This window comes from Streptomyces sp. V1I1 (genome assembly GCF_030817355.1).
GTDB lineage: Bacteria > Actinomycetota > Actinomycetes > Streptomycetales > Streptomycetaceae > Streptomyces.
Window position 1 is genome coordinate 1430259 of record NZ_JAUSZH010000001.1, and the last position, 17134, is coordinate 1447392.

General features: G+C 68.7%; 18 protein-coding genes and 2 pseudogenes. 14 read left to right on the plus strand and 6 right to left on the minus strand.

Annotation, left to right across the window (positions count from 1 at the left end):
- Positions 1–12: 12 nt before the first annotated feature.
- From QFZ67_RS07010 to QFZ67_RS07065, 12 genes and pseudogenes are all read left to right on the plus strand, one after another.
- The gene (locus QFZ67_RS07010; protein WP_307660224.1) at positions 13–1116 is read left to right on the plus strand and encodes a branched-chain amino acid ABC transporter permease; all 1104 of its coding nucleotides are present in this window, start codon (positions 13–15) and stop codon (positions 1114–1116) included.
- Positions 1103–1939, plus strand: coding sequence for an ABC transporter ATP-binding protein (locus QFZ67_RS07015; RefSeq protein ID WP_307660225.1), 837 nt, complete (start codon positions 1103–1105; stop codon positions 1937–1939). The genes QFZ67_RS07010 and QFZ67_RS07015 overlap by 14 nt, the downstream gene beginning before the upstream one ends.
- Positions 1936–2652 carry an ABC transporter ATP-binding protein gene (locus QFZ67_RS07020; protein ID WP_307665755.1) on the plus strand — a complete coding sequence of 239 codons (717 nt, stop codon included), beginning with the start codon at positions 1936–1938 and terminating at the stop codon, positions 2650–2652. Before QFZ67_RS07015 ends, QFZ67_RS07020 begins: the two co-directional genes overlap by 4 nt.
- Before the next feature lie 12 nt (positions 2653–2664).
- Positions 2665–3135, plus strand: coding sequence for a hypothetical protein (locus QFZ67_RS07025; protein ID WP_307660226.1), 471 nt, complete (start codon positions 2665–2667; stop codon positions 3133–3135).
- A 143-nt stretch (positions 3136–3278) separates the two neighbouring features.
- Complete coding sequence (locus QFZ67_RS07030; RefSeq protein ID WP_307660227.1) at positions 3279–4235, plus strand: lytic transglycosylase domain-containing protein; 957 nt, start codon at positions 3279–3281, stop codon at positions 4233–4235.
- Positions 4236–4619: 384 nt separating this feature from the next.
- Complete coding sequence (locus QFZ67_RS07035; protein ID WP_307660228.1) at positions 4620–4784, plus strand: hypothetical protein; 165 nt, start codon at positions 4620–4622, stop codon at positions 4782–4784.
- A 471-nt stretch (positions 4785–5255) separates the two neighbouring features.
- Entirely contained in the window at positions 5256–6059 is an 804-nt protein-coding gene (locus tag QFZ67_RS07040) for a lytic transglycosylase domain-containing protein (RefSeq protein WP_307660229.1), read from the plus strand.
- 208 nt (positions 6060–6267) lie between these two features.
- Positions 6268–6555: an IS3 family transposase gene (locus tag QFZ67_RS07045; RefSeq protein ID WP_307660230.1), complete on the plus strand. Its 288-nt coding sequence runs from the start codon at positions 6268–6270 to the stop codon at positions 6553–6555.
- Between the two features lie 280 nt (positions 6556–6835).
- A complete protein-coding gene (locus QFZ67_RS07050) occupies positions 6836–7780 on the plus strand; it encodes a ribose-phosphate pyrophosphokinase (RefSeq protein WP_307660231.1) in 945 nt (314 codons plus the stop codon).
- A 304-nt stretch (positions 7781–8084) separates the two neighbouring features.
- Positions 8085–8372: pseudogene (locus QFZ67_RS07055) on the plus strand (transposase); the annotation flags it as partial.
- A 205-nt stretch (positions 8373–8577) separates the two neighbouring features.
- Positions 8578–9105 (plus strand): transposase, encoded by a 528-nt coding sequence (locus tag QFZ67_RS07060; protein ID WP_307660232.1) that lies wholly within the window; start codon positions 8578–8580, stop codon positions 9103–9105.
- A 239-nt stretch (positions 9106–9344) separates the two neighbouring features.
- Positions 9345–10154 (plus strand): class I SAM-dependent methyltransferase, encoded by an 810-nt coding sequence (locus QFZ67_RS07065; protein WP_307660233.1) that lies wholly within the window; start codon positions 9345–9347, stop codon positions 10152–10154.
- A 33-nt stretch (positions 10155–10187) separates the two neighbouring features.
- Here QFZ67_RS07065 and QFZ67_RS07070 read toward each other — a convergent pair whose 3' ends face one another.
- The gene (locus tag QFZ67_RS07070; protein WP_373429960.1) at positions 10188–10337 is read right to left on the minus strand and encodes a hypothetical protein; all 150 of its coding nucleotides are present in this window, start codon (positions 10335–10337) and stop codon (positions 10188–10190) included.
- 89 nt (positions 10338–10426) lie between these two features.
- On the opposite strand from QFZ67_RS07070, the gene QFZ67_RS07075 reads away from it, so the two are divergent.
- Positions 10427–10780, plus strand: a complete 354-nt coding sequence (locus QFZ67_RS07075; protein ID WP_307660234.1) for a VOC family protein — start codon at positions 10427–10429, stop codon at positions 10778–10780.
- A 16-nt stretch (positions 10781–10796) separates the two neighbouring features.
- Here the strand turns inward: QFZ67_RS07075 and aspA are convergent, their stop codons facing one another.
- The 5 genes and pseudogenes from aspA to QFZ67_RS07100 all read right to left on the minus strand — a co-directional run.
- Positions 10797–12245, minus strand: a complete 1449-nt coding sequence (gene aspA, locus QFZ67_RS07080; RefSeq protein ID WP_307660235.1) for an aspartate ammonia-lyase — start codon at positions 12243–12245, stop codon at positions 10797–10799.
- Between the two features lie 111 nt (positions 12246–12356).
- Complete coding sequence (locus tag QFZ67_RS07085) at positions 12357–13409, minus strand: asparaginase (RefSeq protein ID WP_307660236.1); 1053 nt, start codon at positions 13407–13409, stop codon at positions 12357–12359.
- 2 nt (positions 13410–13411) lie between these two features.
- Positions 13412–14959, minus strand: a complete 1548-nt coding sequence (locus tag QFZ67_RS07090; protein WP_307660237.1) for an amino acid permease — start codon at positions 14957–14959, stop codon at positions 13412–13414.
- Positions 14956–15693, minus strand: coding sequence for a FadR/GntR family transcriptional regulator (locus QFZ67_RS07095; protein WP_307660238.1), 738 nt, complete (start codon positions 15691–15693; stop codon positions 14956–14958). Before QFZ67_RS07095 ends, QFZ67_RS07090 begins: the two co-directional genes overlap by 4 nt.
- Before the next feature lie 226 nt (positions 15694–15919).
- Positions 15920–16123 (minus strand): annotated as a pseudogene (locus QFZ67_RS07100) (DUF5107 domain-containing protein); the annotation flags it as partial.
- 259 nt (positions 16124–16382) lie between these two features.
- Here QFZ67_RS07100 and QFZ67_RS07105 point away from each other — a divergent pair.
- A complete protein-coding gene (locus QFZ67_RS07105) occupies positions 16383–17132 on the plus strand; it encodes a GntR family transcriptional regulator (protein ID WP_307660239.1) in 750 nt (249 codons plus the stop codon).
- Positions 17133–17134: the final 2 nt, after the last annotated feature.

Sequence of the window (17134 nt, forward strand, 5' to 3'; positions counted from 1 at the left end):
GTTCTGCCCAGCGTGGTGGGGAAGCCCGAGTCACGGTTCCGGCCGACCATCGCCGGGTGGTTCGCCCGCGGCTTGGCGTGGGCGGCCCTGGCGTGGTTCGTGTTCGCGGTTCCCGGCAACTTCCTGTCGCCCTTCGCCCTCGATGGCGAGGACATCGGACATCTGATCACCGCTGCAGTGTTCGTGATCACCGGGCTCTCGCTCAACATCCTGATCGGATACACCGGCACCATCTCGCTCGGCCACCAGGCGTTCGTGGGAATCGGGGCGTTCATGGCGGCCTACATGGAGGTCGACCTAGGGATCGACTTCTGGCTGGCGGTGCCGATCGCGGCGATCGTGGGTGGCGTGCAGGCAGCGGTGCTCGGTGCGATTTCGCTGCGGCTCACCGGGTTGTACTTCGCGCTGGTCACCTTCGCCTATGGCGTGTTCACCGAGGAGAGCATCTTCGGGATCATCAGCTTCACGGGCGGTGACGCCGGCAAGGCGGTCACGCGGCCGATGGGGTTCCAGAGCCCCTCGGCCTACTACTACCTGTGCCTCGGGTTCGTGGTCGTGGTGCTGTGGCTGGATTGGCGTTTGACCAGAACGAAGGGCGGACGGGCACTGCAGGCCCTGCGGGAGAACCCGAGGGTGGCGTCCTCCTATGGGATCAACGTCAAGGCCTACACGTTGCTCGCGTTCGTCACCTCGGGAGTGTTCGCGGCCGTGGCCGGAGCGCTGTTCGCGCACGGCAAGGACCTGATCGTCCCGCAGAACTTCGGCTTTGAGCTGGCGCTGTCGTTCATCTTGATGACCGTCGTGGGCGGCTTGCGGAACCGTGCGGGAGTGGTGATCGGCTCGGCGTTCTTCGCACTCATGGAGGGCGGCTGGCTGTTCAAGACCTGGCTGTTCGACACCGTCGGCGTGGACTGGCTGATTGAGGACGGCATCGGGTTGCCGCTGAGCTTCGTGCCACATGTCCTCGGCCCCATCCTGCTGATCCTGACGCTGACCACCCACCCGGGCGGTATCGGACAGCAGATCGCGCCGATCAAGGAATGGATGCTCGGCCGGAAATTCAACATCCACACCGGGAAGGTGCGGGACGTGGAGGTCACCGATGTCCGTGCTTGAGGTCGACAACGTCAGTATCAACTTCGGCGGCGTGAAGGCGCTGCAGCACATTGACCTGAAGGTTGGGGAGTGGGAGATCGTCGGCATCATCGGCCCGAATGGGGCCGGCAAGACGACGCTGTTCAACTGCATCACCGGGTTCTACAGCCCCACCAGCGGCAGCGTCCGCTACCGGGGCACGAACATCACCGGCAAGCCGGTGCACGAGCGCACCAAGCTCGGGATCGGCCGCACGTTCCAGAACGTCGGCCTGGTGAAGAACACCACCGTGCTGGAGAACCTGGTGACCGCCCAGCACCTGGAGACCGACTACGACCCGTTCGCCGGCATCCTCGGTGGACCGGCCACTTTCGCCGAGGAGCGCAGGCTCGCCGACCGGGCGCACCAGATCCTCGAGCTGATGAACCTCGAGGGAGTCGCGCAGGCCCGAGTGGCCGACCTGCCCTACGGCGTGCTCAAGAAGGTAGAGATCGCCGCGGTGCTGGCCACCGACCCCGACCTGCTGCTTCTGGACGAGCCGGGTTCGGGCATGGGCCCGGAGGAAGCCCACCAGCTCGGCGACACGCTGCTCGAACTGCGCGAGAAGTTCGGCGTGACGATCGTGATGATCGACCACCATGTGCCGCTCGTCACCAGGGTGTCCGACTACGTCTACTGCCTCAATTTCGGCCAGGTGCTGACGGAAGGCAAACCGGACGAGGTGCGGCGGCATCCCGAGGTCGTGCGCGCCTACCTGGGCGAGGACCCGGAGGAACCTGAGGCACCCACGGTCGCCGCGGCCGACGCGCCGGCCACCGAGCGGGCGAGGGAGGAGTACGTCTGATGGCGCTGCTCGAAGTGCGCGACCTTGTGGTCGGCTACGACCAGTACCCGGTGCTGCACGGCGTCAGCTTCGACGTCGAGCAGGGCGAGTGCTGCGTGCTGCTCGGCCTCAACGGCGCGGGCAAGACCACCACGGTCACCACAGTCGCGGGGATGCTGCAGCCGCAGTCCGGCTCCATCACCTTCGACGGCAAGGAGCTGCGCAAGGGCTCGCCGTCACAGCGGGTGGCCGGCGGCATCTCGCTCAGCCCGGAGGGCCGGCGGCTGTTCCCTCGGCTGACGGTGAGTCAGAACCTCAAGCTCGGCGCGTGGTCCCGCCGCCGCGACTCCAAGACGCTCAACCGGCAGATGGACCTCGTGCTGGACTACTTCCCGCGCCTGGCCGAGCGGGAGAACCAGATCGCCGGCACGCTGTCCGGCGGCGAGCAGCAGATGCTGGCGGTGGCGCGCGCGATGATGTCCCGCCCCAAACTGCTACTGATCGACGAAGCCTCGCTCGGCCTGTCGCCCACCGTGGCGCGCACGGTTTGGGAGGTCACCTCGCGGATCAAGGCCGACGGCACCACGGTGCTGATGGTGGAACAGAACGCAGGCGCGCTGCCGTTCGCGGACCGCGCGCTGATCATGGAAAAGGGAACGTTGGTGTACACCGGCGTGGGAGACGAGTTGCGGACCGTCAACCTGCGCGAGGCGTACCTCGGATCAGGTGCATAGGAGTAATACATAATGCAGATCAATTTCGGTCGGCTGGGCGGGCAGCTCGGTGTGCTGCTGTGCCTGATCGGTTTCGTCCTGATGTGCCTCGGCTGGAACGGCGCGGCGAGCTACAACTCACTTCCGGCGCAGTTCCCCTACCTGATCTCCGGCGGCGTCATCGGCCTGGCGGTCGTGGTGGTGGGCGCCGCGATGCTCATCGTGCAGAACCACCGGGTGGACCGGGTGCGTTTGGAGGCGGCGATCGACCGTCTGGCCGTCGCCGTAGAGAAACAAGGGCTCGGCGGTCCCGGCGCGCAGGGTCCGGGCTTCAGCGGCTACGTGGTGGCCGGCGCCGCGTCCTACCACCGCGTCGATTGCCAGCTGTCGGAGGCGCGGGACGAGGCCGAGCTGATCGGCATCGAGGAGGCGATCGATCGCAACCTCGCGCCCTGCCGGGTCTGCGCGCCGCCGCGCGTTGCGATACCCGCCCGGCAGGGTTGAGGCGGGCCCTGCCACAAGTGCGCAACACGAGAGCCTCGTGAGGAGAGACGCTGACGTGCTTCTGACCAAGTGGCCGTGGTTGAGGATTAAGGTCACCCCCGCGGTGGCCGGGGGCGGTCGCCGCGACCACCGCGGCGACCGGTGTGGCGGTGTACCAGGTCGCGCAGCCGGCCGAAGCCAGCCAGGTCTTCGCGGGAGCGGTTGACGGCGGAAGACCGCTGTACCCTGAGCCGCCACCGGTGGGCGCCCTGTTGCTGGAGCCCTCACCGGCTCCGTCGGCGACGCACGCCGACGAGCGTGATCGTACGGATCGGATGCAGCCGGTAGGGGCCGTCGCGATCCCCGCGCGGGTGCTGGCCGCCTACCGGAATGCGGTGGCCGTGCTGAACGAGCGGCAACCTGGTTGTGGGCTCAGATGGCCGCTGCTGGCGGCGATCGGCCGCGTGGAATCGGGTCACGCCCGCGGTGGCCGGGTCAATGCGGACGGCAGGACCATCACCCCCATCCTCGGCCCCCGACTGGACGGCGGCCCCGGTGTGGCGGCGATCCGCGATACGGACAACGGGGTCTACGACCGTGACACCGTATGGGACCACGCAGTCGGTCCTATGCAGTTCATTCCCTCGACGTGGCACCGTTGGGGAACCGATGGCAACGGCGACGGCACCGCCGACCCGCACAACGTGGGCGACTCCACGCTCGCGGCGGCCCACTACCTGTGCGCCGCGGGAGGAGACGTGAGCCGGGACGGCGGCCTGCGCCGAGCCGTGCTCGCGTACAACCACTCCGAGCGGTACCTGGACCTAGTGCTGGCGTGGATGCGCGTCTACGCGGGCGAGGCGGCGGCGGTCGAGACCTCGCCGGCCATGCAACCGACGCACACTGCGCCGCCGGAACCGCGCCCCAGCGATGAGCTCTCACGGCGGGACAAGGAACCACCACGACAGCCTCCACGGCAGGGCAAGGAACCACCGCGACAGGAGAGCCCGGCCCCGAGCCCAGACGGACCACCTGAGCGGCATGAGCCGGACGAGCCCGCTCCGTCGGATCAGCCATCCGAGCCGGAGGTACCGGATCTGCCGCTGACCACTGATGAGTAGCCGGTATGAAGGCACCCGGCGGCGGAGCCGCCGGGCCGGCCCCTGGCAAGAAGAGGGTGCCCACTCTCCCCGGCCGCGTCGACGCCGAGCCGCGTTACGGTCGCTGCGCGAGCGGTGACCCGACCGGCTCGACCGGGCCAGAGAACACCGGCCACGGGGCCGGCCGGGACGAGTACCGGAAACCGGTACACCATCAAGAGGGAAGCCCCGCGTGCAATTGGCGCGGGTCACCACCGAGACGGCCTACCTCGCCGACCCACACGTGCAGGTCGGGCGGGTCGCGGCCGACGGCGGCCCGCTCACCTCGCCCTGCACACCAGCCTGCTCCTCGCCAAGGAGTACGCACTCACCGGCGCACGCATCCCGGCCGAGCGCGCCGTCGCGATGGGGCTCGCCAACCATGTGGTGGCCGATCCGTTGGCCGAGGCCATGGCATACGCGAAACGGATCGCGGGGCTGCCGCGCCAGGCGGCCGAAATCACCAAACGACTATGCGGCCGCACGCCGTTGACGACAGGTCATGCCGGCGGCGCGGGTGCTGGTTCGTGATGAGAACGAACAAAGGAAAAGTGGGTTGCCCCGCAGGGGCGACCGCCTGATGTGCCGATAGCCGACCGAGTGCCTTGAGACATTGTGAGGTTGACCATGCAGGAACCAGGAAAGCAGCAATCCGGTCATGACGACCGCCTCGGACGCCCTGTGATGTCGCTGTCCGATCCCCACGCGACACGGCCGGAGCGCCATGTCCGCACGACGCGTTGGAAGAAGTTGGCCAGAGCGCTGTCGACGATACTGGTGGTGCAGCATGTCGTACCTTCCTCGGCAGCTCTCGCTCCGGCCGCTGCTGAGGAGAGAGTCGTCACGGACCCGGGTGCTGACGGCGGAAGCACCCCTCTCTATCCCGCTTACCCCGATTTCGTGTCACTGCCGGATCTGCCGAGTGTGACCGACAGCCCTGCCGTGCGGAACGGGAGAGGCCGGGGGCAGGCGCGGCCTGTTGTCCAGGGGATTCCGGCGACGGTGCTGCAGGCCTATCAGCGGGCGGTGGACAACACCAGGGCATCGGAGCCGGGTTGCCACCTCCAGCTGCCGTTGCTGGCGGCGATCGGGAAGGTGGAGTCCGGGCATGCGCGGGGCGGTGATGTCGACGCGCAGGGCACCACTCGGACGCCGATTCTGGGACCGCGGTTGGACGGCAGTCCCGGTGTGGCGGCGATCGCCGACACGGATCACGGGGTCTACGACGACGACACCGTCTGGGACCGCGCGGTCGGATCCATGCAGTTCATCCCGTCCACCTGGCGCAGCTGGGCCGCCGACGGCAATGCCGACAGGAGGGCCGATCCGAACAACGTCTTCGACGCTTCGCTGGCCGCAGGCGGGTACCTGTGCGCGGCCGGCGATGATGTGGCCACACCCGAGGGGCTGCGGCGGGCCGTGCTCGCGTACAACCACTCAGAGTCCTATCTCAACCTGGTACTGGCCTGGATGCGCGTATATTCCGGCGGCCCTGTCGCGGTGCCCGACACACCGGGCTCGGATTCTGACACCGCACCGAGTGCGCCCCGCCGCCACGCACGGCAACCGGAACACGCACCACCGCCACGCAGGGCGGACAACACTCTGGAACCGGGGCGACCCGCCGGCAACCAGCCCGCTCCGGCGCCATCCCCGGGCACGAGTACGCCGGGCGGTGAGGGGGGCGGCGCCCCCGGTGGTGCCCCGCCTTCGTCGCCCAACGCACCGACCCTGCCGGCTCCCGTCCCGACCTCGCCGGCACCTCCGTCGACTGTGCCAACCATCAACACTGGGACCACCGGTTGATGTGTTGGGAAGTTGATGAGACGCCACCTGACCACCGCTTCCCGTTACGCGTCTGCCCGCGCCTTGACCGCTGTGCCGGCGGGCTGCGGATTGCGCGACGGGAGCGGCACCAAGCACATCGAGGGTAGCGGGCCGAGTGAGATCGCGGTCGCGGCCCTGGCGGGCGAACCCTGAAGACGGACACAGGCGGTACGCAGCCATCGCCGTGATGACCGCCGAGCGGCTGCCGGTCCAGCTGGCCGCCCGCGTCTTGCCCGTCGCAGAGTTGGGCTACCACACCTGGAAGGACCGTCCGCCCTCGGCCCAGTCGGTCAGGGACGCCTGGCCGACCGAGGCCATTACCGGCATTCACCTCGCCTCCCGTGGCACCTACGGCTCCCGCCGCGTCCACGCCGGACTCGACCTGGGATCAGTCATCCACGTCAGCCACGGCACGGTGGAGCTGGGGGCCGCCGAGTTCTGGCAGGCGGTGCGCGGCCGCCTAGAGGGTGTCTGAAAAGCCGGTCAGCGGGCTGTTCTTGCGAGGCGTCGCAGTAGGAGCATGGCCATGGCGAGCTTAGTAGCACGCTCCGTCGCGGATCATCGCCCATAGAACACTGGCTCTGCGACGGGCGAGGGACAGCACTGCTTGCTTGGCGAGGTCAGGTGTGCGGGCCCTTCGGGTGGCTATCCCCACGACGAACAGGGTTCGCCGTCGGCTGCGCCATCTGGGGGCCGCCCACGTCGAGAGGCCATTAGCATGTGGCATGACCCGAGTCGATCAAGCGAGGAGCGTCGTGCGAGAGATCGCCGTGTTCAGCGGTAGTGCCCACCCCGAACTGGCGGCCGAGGTGTGCGCCCACCTAGGGGTTCCTCTGAATCCGGTGCGGGTGAACCGGTTCGCGAACGATTGTCTCGAGGTGCAACTGCAGGCGAACTGCCGCGAACGGGATGTCTTCCTGATCCAGCCGCTGGTCACTCCCGTGCAGGAGAACCTCGTCGAGCTGTTGCTTATGTGTGACGCCGCTCGCGGGGCCTCCGCCAGCCGTATCACCGTGGTGATGCCGCATTACGCCTATGCCCGGTCCGACAAGAAGGACGCGCCAAGGATCTCTGTCGGCGGACGCCTGGTGGCGGACTTGCTGGTCGCCTCGGGAGCAAGTCGTGTTCTGGCACTGACGCTGCACTCGCCGCAGGTGCACGGGTTCTTCTCTGTTCCGGTGGACCACCTGCATGCGCTGAGGGAGCTTGCGCAGCACTTCCGCCGCTACGACCTGTCCAATACGACGGTCGTGTCCCCGGACCTGGGCAACGCAAAGGAGGCGGCAGCCTTCGCCCGGCTGTTGGGCACGAAGGTGGCTGCTGGGGCCAAGCAGCGCTTCGCCGATGACCGGGTGAGCATCAGCTCTGTCATCGGGGACATTGCCGACCGGGATGTCATCGTGTTGGACGACGAGATCGCCAAGGGCAGTACGGTCCTTGAGCTCTTGGACCGGCTACGCGAGTTGGGAGCGCGTTCTATCCGCGTTGCCTGTACGCACGGACTGTTTTCGGCGGGAGCCCTCAAACGATTGTCAGAACAGCCCGATGTGCTGGAGATCGTGTGCACCAACACCGTGCCCATACCGATCGAGCACCGCACCGACAAATTGCGGGTCCTGTCGATCGCCCCGGCGTTGGCTGAAGCGGTTCGGCGCATCCACAACGGCGAATCAGTGAGCGCGCTGTTCGACGCGCCCTGATCTCGATAAACAGTCAGCCGGCCTCCACATGCTGAAGTTCATCAACGGCTCGGTCGCCGGCCGCCTCTGGGGTCGGCGTCGGGCCAGCACGTCGACGAGCCGGTCCTGCGGCAGGCACAAACCGCATGGATCCAGGAAGAGGAACAACGGCTCCCGCACCGCACGCCCCACCACGTCATCGAGAACGCCGCCGTGGTGCGCGTGCGCCTGCACGCCGCTCGCCCGGTAGGTCTGCACGACCTCCTGTAACCGTGCGACTGTCGCAAGCCCGCAAGGCCCCCGGGATGTGGTGATGCGGGCCCGGATGATCGAGCTGAGCTGGGCGGGGCAGCGGGTGCCGGTGATCGCGGATGAGCTGAGCTGCAGTCAGAAGACGGTGCGCAGGTGGCTGCACCGCTTCAACCGCGCCGGTCTGGAGGGCCTGGAAGATCTCGGCGGGCAGGGCCGCAAGCGGCGGATCACCGAGGCCGAGCGGTCGAGGATCATCGCCCTGGTGAAGACGATGCCGCCCGGGAGGCTGGAGATGCACCCATACGGGGACCTGTGGGCCGCGGACGAGGGCGGCGCGTCGGAGTGGACGTTGGACTCCCTGGCCGCCGACGCCCAGCGGCTGGGGATCGATGTGGGCCGATCCCAGGTCCGCCGGATCCTGCTGGCCGAAGGGGTGCGCTGGCGCCGCACCCGCTCCTGGACCCGCTCGAAGGACCCGGACTTCGCCCCAAAAGGACGCGGATCATCGGCCTCTACACCCACCCGCCGGACGGTGCGACGGTCGTCTGCGCCGACGAGCTGGGCCGGTGATCCCGCGCGCCTTCCCGCCCGCGCCGGGCTGGTCGCCGGACGGGCACCGCATCAAGAACGAGATCGACTACAGCCGCGGGCCGGAGAAGACTTGGGTATACGGCGGCCTGCGCGTGAGGGACGGCCAGGAGATCACCATGGCCGCATCCTCCCGCAACAGCGCCTTCTACCAGCAGTTCCTGCAACAGGTCGAGGACGCCAACCCGACCGGGGAGATCTGGATCGTCACCGACAACCTGTCTTCCCACAACAGCCTGTCCACCCGGACCTGGCTGGAGGATCACCCGCGGATCCGGCACGCGTTCATCCCGGTCGGCGCGTGCTGGCTCAACCTGCAGGAGGGCTGGTGGCGGATCTTCCGCAAGACAGCCCTGGCCGGCCGGTCCTTCGCCAACCCGGACGACATCACCCACGCCACGGCCGTGGCCACCGCCCAGCTCAACGCCCGTGCCAGACCATGGATCTGGGGCCGACCAGCCCCGCCCACCCGCCAACTACGACGCCGATATGTGTACTGCCTTTGAGGAATCCAGCACTAGAAGTGTCCTGAAGATCTTGAAACCACGCCTGGCTTATACCAGTTCATGCCGATTGACATTTACCGGCAATACGGGGCGAGGTGGGCGGCCAGAGCAAGATCTTCATGAGCCTTCTAGGGGCCGTCGGCCGCGACCAGAGCCGTCCATATTGCGAGACGCAGGTCTCGCGATGCGGAACATCGGCGTACCGTTGCCGTACCCGCTTCAGCAGAAGGAGTCCGGCCATGTCGAAGGAGACCGCCGTCTACACCCATGGGCACCACGAGTCGGTGCTGCGTTCGCACCGCTGGCGGACCGCCGCCAACTCCGCGGCGTACCTCATCGGTGAACTCCGCCCAGGACTGGACGTGTTGGACGTGGGCTGCGGGCCCGGCACCATCACCGCGGATCTGGCCGAGCTGGTCGCGCCGGGGCAGGTGACGGGCGTCGACGCCGCCGAGGACGTACTGCACCAGGCGCGCGAGACCGCCGCCGAACGCGGCCTGGACAATGTCCACTTCGCGGTCGCCGACGTTCACGCACTGGACTTCCCCGACGACTCCTTCGATGTCGTCCACGCCCACCAGGTGCTGCAGCACGTCGGCGACCCGGTGCAAGCGCTGCGTGAGATGCGGCGGGTCTGCCGGCCCGGCGGCGTCGTCGCGGCGCGCGACAGCGACTACGGTGCCTTCACCTGGTTCCCCGAAGTCCCGGCGCTGGACGAGTGGCAGGAGCTCTACCAGCGGGTTGCCCGGGCGAACGGCGGTGAGCCGGACGCCGGTCGCCGGCTGCTGTCCTGGGCGCGCGCCGCAGGCTTCACCGACATCACCGCCACCGCCGCCGCCTGGTGCTTCACCGCGCCGGACGAGCGCGCGTGGTGGAGCGGACTGTGGGCGGACCGTACAACCGCGTCGGCGTACGCAAAGCTCGCGGTCGACGGCGGCCATACCACCGCCGGGCAGCTGGCGGCGATCGCCGACGGCTGGCGGGAGTGGGGCGGCCGGGCCGACGCCTGGTTCATGGTTCCGCACGGCGAATTGCTCTGCCGCGCATGACCGCAGCGTCAACGGCGTGCCGCGTGGGGATCGCTACGCGTCATGGCCGACTTCGGCGAACCCGGCGAGCATCGCCCGGTCCAGTGGCTTGGCCGCCAGTTCGTCGCGGAAGCGTTCGGCGTAGTCGGCGGCCACGGCGTCGTAGGGCGCACGGGTGCTGCGGAGGAAGTCTGGGTCGGTCACGGTCGGGCACCCTACTGCGCGGGTGCCCGAGCCACCCACAATCGGGCAACTGATTTCGCCTCCCGCTGCCGCCAACTACGCTCGCCCGTATGGAGATCCTCGGAACCACGCTCCGCATCTGCGTCGACGACCTGGAGGCCGCGGCGGCCTTCTACGAACGCCTCACCGGCACCACACCACTGCGCTTCGAGCGCGGCGGGGTCTCGGTCGCCGCGGTCGGCTGCTTCCTGCTGATGAGCGGCCCGGAGTCGGAGCTGGAGGTGCTGCGCAAGGTGACGGCGACGATCGCGGTGAAGGACGTGGACGAGGCGTACGCCACGCTCTCCGAGGTCGGCGCCAGAGTCGTAGCGGGCCCGGTGCCGACCCCGGTGGGCCGCAATCTGATCGCCGTCCACCCGGACGGGTCGGTCTTCGAGTACGTCGACCGGAGGGCCGCCGAATGACCTCGCTTGTCGCCCCTCAGCTGTGAGAGGCCGTTGCCGCCGGCTCGTTGCCGGTTGCCGGAGAGCGCGTGCCCGCGACCTCCTCCGGGCGCAGCAGGGCAGCGAGCCGATCGGCGGGAAGCAGCCCGCGCTCCAGCACCAGTTCGGCGACGCCGCGCCCCGTGGCGAGTGCTTCCTGGGCGATTCCGGTCGCGGCGGTGTAGCCGATGTGCGGGTTGAGGGCGGTGACGAGCCCGATGGAGTTCTCCACGGTCGCGCGCAGGGTCTCGGTGTTGGCGGTGATGCCGGATACGCAGCGTTCGGCGAGGGTGAGGCAGGCGGCCCGCAGGTGGGTGATGCTCTCCGACAGTGAGTGCAGGATGATCGGTTCGAAGGCGTTGAGCTGCAGCTGCCCCGCCTCGGCGGCCATGGTGATGGTGACGTCGTTGCCGATCACCTCGAAGGCTACTTGGTTGACGACCTCTGGGATCACCGGGTTGACCTTGCCCGGCATGATGCTGGAACCCGCCTGGACCGGCGGCAGGTTGATCTCCGCCAAGCCCGCACGCGGGCCGGAGGAGAGCAGGCGCAGGTCGTTGCAGCTCTTGGAGAGCTTGACCGCGATGCGCTTGAGCACACCGGACAGATGGACGAAAGCCCCGCAGTCCTGGGTGGCCTCGACGAGGTTGGCCGCGGTGACCAGAGGGAGACCCGTGATGGCGGCGAGGTGGCGGCGGGCGGCTTCGGCGTAGCCCGTGGGGGCGTTGAGGCCGGTGCCGATGGCGGTCGCGCCGAGGTTGATCTCGTGCACCAGGATGACGGCCTCGGCGAGCCGGCTGTGGTCCTCCTCCAGCATCACCGCGTACGTGGAGAACTCCTGGCCCAGGGTCATCGGCACCGCGTCCTGCAGCTGGGTGCGCCCCATCTTGAGTACGTCGCGGAACTCCTCGGCCTTGGCTGCGAAGGCCTCACGCAGGACGCCCATCGCGTCGAGCAGTTGACGTACGGCGATGATCGTGGCGACCTTGATGGCGGTCGGGTAGACGTCATTGGTGGACTGGCTGAGGTTGACGTCCTCGTTCGGATGCAGGTGACCGTAGTCGCCCTTGCCATGGCCCAGAATCTCCAACGCCCGGTTTGCGATCACCTCGTTGGCGTTCATATTGGTCGAGGTGCCGGCGCCGCCCTGGATCACGTCGACGACGAACTGGTCGTGCAGGCGGCCGTCGTCCCGGATCTCCCGGCAGGCGGCGGCGATGGCGTCGGCCTTCCCGGGTGTGAGCAGCCCGAGTTCTTCGTTGGCGCGGGCTGCGGCTTCCTTGACGGCGGCGAGCGCGTTGATCAGATGCGGGTACGCGGATATCGCCGTACCGCTGATGGGGAAGTTCTCCGAGGCACGCAGGGTGTGGACGCCCCAGTACGCATCAGCGGGTACGTCGCGGTCGCCGAGCAGGTCGTGTTCGCGGCGGTGGCCGACGGGAGTCATGGTGCTGGTGTTCCTTCGTGAGGTGGTGAGGGTGGTTCCCGCGGATGCAGGGCGGCTTACGCGAGGGGTGTTACGCGAGGGCGTTACGTGAGGGGCAATACATGAGGGGCGTTACGCGGCGGAAGAGGGCGCTGGAGCGGACGGGGCGGAAAGGGTGGCCAGCGCGCCCACCGCCCGCAGGCTCCCGACCGCCGTCCCGCCCCCGATGACCGGCGTTTGCGCGAATCCGGCAAGAATCCGGGGGTCGACTCCGCACAGCGCGAGGGCAGCCGCTGTCACCGGCATCCGGGCACGGTCGGCGCCGTCGGCAATCTTCACGCCGACGGCCCGCCCATCAGGCAGCGCCGCGACCTGCACACCCTCGAACCCGTCCTTGGCAAGCAGGCCCGGCACCGCTTGCATCAGCCTGGCGACGTCCCGCCCGCTGCCGGAGGCCATCTCCGGGTGCTCGCGCATGGCGTGGGCGACCCGGCCCTCGTGAGTGTCGGGCGCGGCGGTCGCCAGCCGGGCGACGGCTCGGGTGAGGCCGTGCAGGGATACGGAGAACAGCGGCGCACCGCATCCGTCGACCGTCACCCGTGCGATGCCCTGCCCGGTGAGGTCCTCCACGGTCGCGGCGATGGCCCACTGCAACCGGTGTCCGGGGTCGAGGTAATTGTCCAGCGACCAGCCACGGGCCCGGGCCGCAATCAGCATGGCGGCGTGCTTGCCCGAGCAGTTCTGAGCGAGCCGGGTGGGGCCGAGGCCACGGCGGATCCACTCCTCGCGCACCGCCGGGCCGTACGGCAGATCGGGGACATTGCGCAGGTCGTCCTCGGTCAGCCCGGCGGTGTGCAGCATGCGCCGGGCCGTGGCCAGATGCCGTTCCTCACCGGAGTGGCTGGCCGCGGTGAGGGCCAGCCACTCGTCGTCCAGCGGCGGCAGTCCCGCGCGCAGCAGGCCGACTGCCTGGACCGGCTTGAGCGCCGAGCGCGGGTAGAACGAGGCCTCGATGTCACCCGCCCTGAACTCCACGCTGCCGTCCGCCGCCAGCACGACGACCGAGCCGTGGTGAACTCCCTCGATGATGCCTCCGCGCACTACGTGGGCGAGGGGGACATGGGCGGGTTCGCGGACGGCGGGCGGCTCTGCCGGGGTACGGCGTGGCGTGGAGATATGACTCATACTCAGCCTTCGGTGCTATCGGTTCGGTTGTGCTGCGTGTTGTTGTGCTGGGTGATCTGACGCTCGTGCGCCGCCGACTCTCGTACAGCCCCGACCCGGCCCCGTACAAGAAACCAGCCCGCGACCAACGCCGCCGCGATCACGGGCAGGGACAGGACAGTCGTGCGGCCCGCCCCGCCGTCGGCCCACATCAGGACCAGTACCGACGCGAGGAAGACCAGCGTGACGATCTCGGTCCACGGCGAGCCTGGGAGCCGGTAGCCGGGGCGGCGGAGCTGCCCGGCCTCGGCCTTCCGCCAGAAGAGGAGATGACAGACCATGATCATGGCCCAGGTGCTCAGAATGCCGATCGCCGCGAAGTTCAGCACGATCTCGAAGGCCTCGCTCGGCACGACGAAGTTGAGGCCCACGCCCAGCACGCAGAAGGAGGACGTGAGCAGGATGCCGCCGTACGGGACCTGGTTGCGGTTCATCACGCCGGTGAACCTCGGCGCGGATCCGGACATCGCCATGGAGCGCAGGATGCGCCCGGTGGAGTAGAGCCCTGAGTTGAGGCTGGACATCGCGGCGGTGAGGACGACGAGGTTCATCACGCCGCCCGCCGCCGGCACCCCGATGTTGGACAGCACGGTCACGAAGGGGCTCTCGCCGGCCGAGTACGCGTTCCAGGGAAGCAGCATCGTCAGCAGTACCACTGAGCCGACGTAGAAGAGAGCCACCCGCCACATGATGGAGTTGATGGCTTTGGGCATGATCTTCTCCGGTTCCGCCGTCTCACCCGCCGTGACGCCGACCAGTTCGACCGAGGCGTAGGCGAAGACGACGCCCTGGATGACCAACAGCATCGGGAGCGTCCCGGCCGGGAAGATGCCGCCGTTGTCCACGATCAGCGAAGGACCGGGGGTGTGGCCGTCGACCGGCTGCTGGGTGACCAGCAGAAAGATGCCGATCAGCATGAACAGGACCAGCGCCCCGACCTTGACGATCGCGAACCAGAACTCCAGCTCGCCGAAGATCTTCACGGATATGAGGTTCACGGTCAGCACGACCGCGAGCGCGATCAGTGCGATCACCCACTGCGGGACATCGGTGAACATGCCCCAGTAGTGCGTGTAGGTCGCCACCGCCGTGATGTCGGCGATTCCGGTGGTCGCCCAGTTCATGAAGTACATCCAGCCCGCGACGAACGCCCCCTTCTCGCCGAGGAATTCACGGGCGTACGAGACGAACGCTCCGGACGACGGCCGGTACAGGACCAGCTCCCCCAGGGCGCGCACGACGAGAAAGGCGAAGACGCCGCAGAGCGCATACGCCACGGCCAGGGACGGCCCGGCGCTCGCGAGCCTGCCGCCCGCGCCGAGAAACAGCCCGGTGCCGATGGCCCCGCCGATGGCGATCATGTTGACGTGCCGGGATTTCAGGGACTTGCTGTACCCGGCGTCGCCCGCATCGACGTGCCCACCGTCGCGCCGCTGCCGTTCGTCCTGCCCTTCCTGCTGTAACTCCTGCTGCCGTTGCTGTTCCGTCTTTCGGAGGGATTGCTCGCTCACGCCTGATCTTCGCCTTCCGTGAAGGGGTCGGTGCGGTGTGGCGGCCGCACGATGCTGGTCAGGGTCGACTCGACGCGGGCCAGATGGTGCGTCATGGCTTCCACCGCGTCTTGCTCGGAACGGTCGACAAGCGCCTCGACGATCGCCCGGTGCTCCCGGTTCGACTGCTCGCGCCGTCCGCCGAGTTCGTTGAGGAACGCGGACTGGCGGGCCAGCGCGTCGCGGATCTCCTCGATGACTCTGCGGAAGACCGGGTTCTGGGCCGCCTGGGCGACGGCGAGGTGGAAGAGGGTGTCCATCGCCACCCACGCGGTGGTGTCGGTCTCCTGCTCCATCCGTTCCAGCAGGTGAGAGAGGTGATCGAGGTCTTCGGGGGTACGACGCGCGGCCGCGTACCCGGCCACCGGGATCTCCACGTGCCGACGGACCTCGAGGAGGTCGCTCGCCGAGTAGTCGCCGAAGGTCGGGTCCTCCACCGGGCCGTTGGAGAGGACGAAGGTGCCCTTGCCGGTACGGGAAGCCGTGAGCCCCATCGTCTGCAAGGCGCGCAGAGCCTCACGGAGCACGGGTCTGCTCACTTCCAGGCGGCGGCAGAGCTCCGCCTCGGAGGGCAGCTTCTCCCCCACCGCGTAGTCGCCCCGCTCGATGGCGCCGCGGAGATGGCTCAGCACCGCTTCCATCGCGCTGATCCGCCGAGGAACATCGCCAGCTGTCTGGCTGTCTGACAGGTTCACTCGGGGATCGTCTTCCGTACAAGGGAAACCTGTCAAGGGCTGCGGACCAAGTCGAGTGAGCCTGATCGCGACCCACTACCCTCTGCGCACCCCCACTACCTTTTCGTGACCTCGCGAGGGAGGGGCGGGGCGAGGCACCGCCCCGTCCCGCCCCCTCCGGCTCCGGCTCCGGCTCCGGCTACGGCTACGGCTACGGCTACGGCTACGGCTACGGCTACGGCTACGGCTACGGCGTCCGAGGCCGCATCCGGTAGTCGTACGCGTCGGGCAGCGGCTCGTCGGTGAGCTGCGACCACACCTCGCCGAGGATTTCCGCGCCCTCGCGCAGATCCGCCACCTCGAAGCCCGCGTCGAAGACGGCGCGGGCCTGCTCCGGGCGGCCCTCGGCGATGAGCAGTCGGGCGTCGATCAGGCGGAAGCGGTGTTCGGCAAAGGCGGCCGACGGGCCGTACGGGTGAGGCGTGTGGTGCGTCAGCCGATCGCGAGCGGCGTGATGGCCGCGTACAAGGCCCACCTTGTCAGACAAGTTCGTTTACACTGCGACCGCGCTCTACTCGCGTGGAGTATCAAGCCCTTCCTGCCGTGAATTGCGGATGAACAACAAATCGCAGGTCATACCGAGTCCAGCCAACGTTGCCCTGCCGCGCGGGCTTCGCATAGCTTGCTGACAAGTGAGCCGAGGAGGGCCAGTGGCAGTCAGCGGGCAGCAGCGGAGACCGGTCGTCGTTCTGTACGAGCGGATCGCGGACGCCATCCACGAGGGCACCTATCCGCCCGGCTCCACACTTCCGTCGGAGCCCCGGCTCGCGGCCGAGCTCGGGGTCAGCAGGCCCGCCCTGCGCGAGGCGCTGCTACTGCTCCAGGAGGACGGGCTGCTCTCGGTACGCCGGGGGGTCGGCCGGACCGTCAACGACCGCCCTCCGCGGCGTGGTTACGAGCACATCCAGCCACTGGAGGAGCTGCTGTCCACCGGCTCGCCGCTCCGGGTGCGGCCGCTGCTGCGCGCCGTGGAGGAACCCACCGACTTCACCACCCAGCATCTGCTCGCCCCGGCCAGAGCCGAGCTGCGGTTCTGGGAATCGCTGCTGGCCGGGGACGCCACGGCGGCGGCGCTCAGCCAGGAGTGGGCGGCGGCCGAGGAGGTCCTGGACCGGGCGCATCCGGCCTTCGCCGAGGCACTGCGGACCACGCCCGCCGCGCCGGCCACCTCGATGCTCGCGGTGCTGGCCGCGGCCTCCCGCGGGGTGGCGCTAACAGGTCACAGCGGGGTGACCGCGACCCTGCTCGGACAGCGGCGCGGCGAGCAGCTGGGCCGGGCGCCCGACACCCCCGCGGTGCTGGTCACGCAGGTGGTACGGGTCGGGGACACCCCGATCCTGGCGGCGAAGCACATGCTGCCGACGGGAGCGCCCGCCATGCCCGTACTCCAGTCGAACTGAGC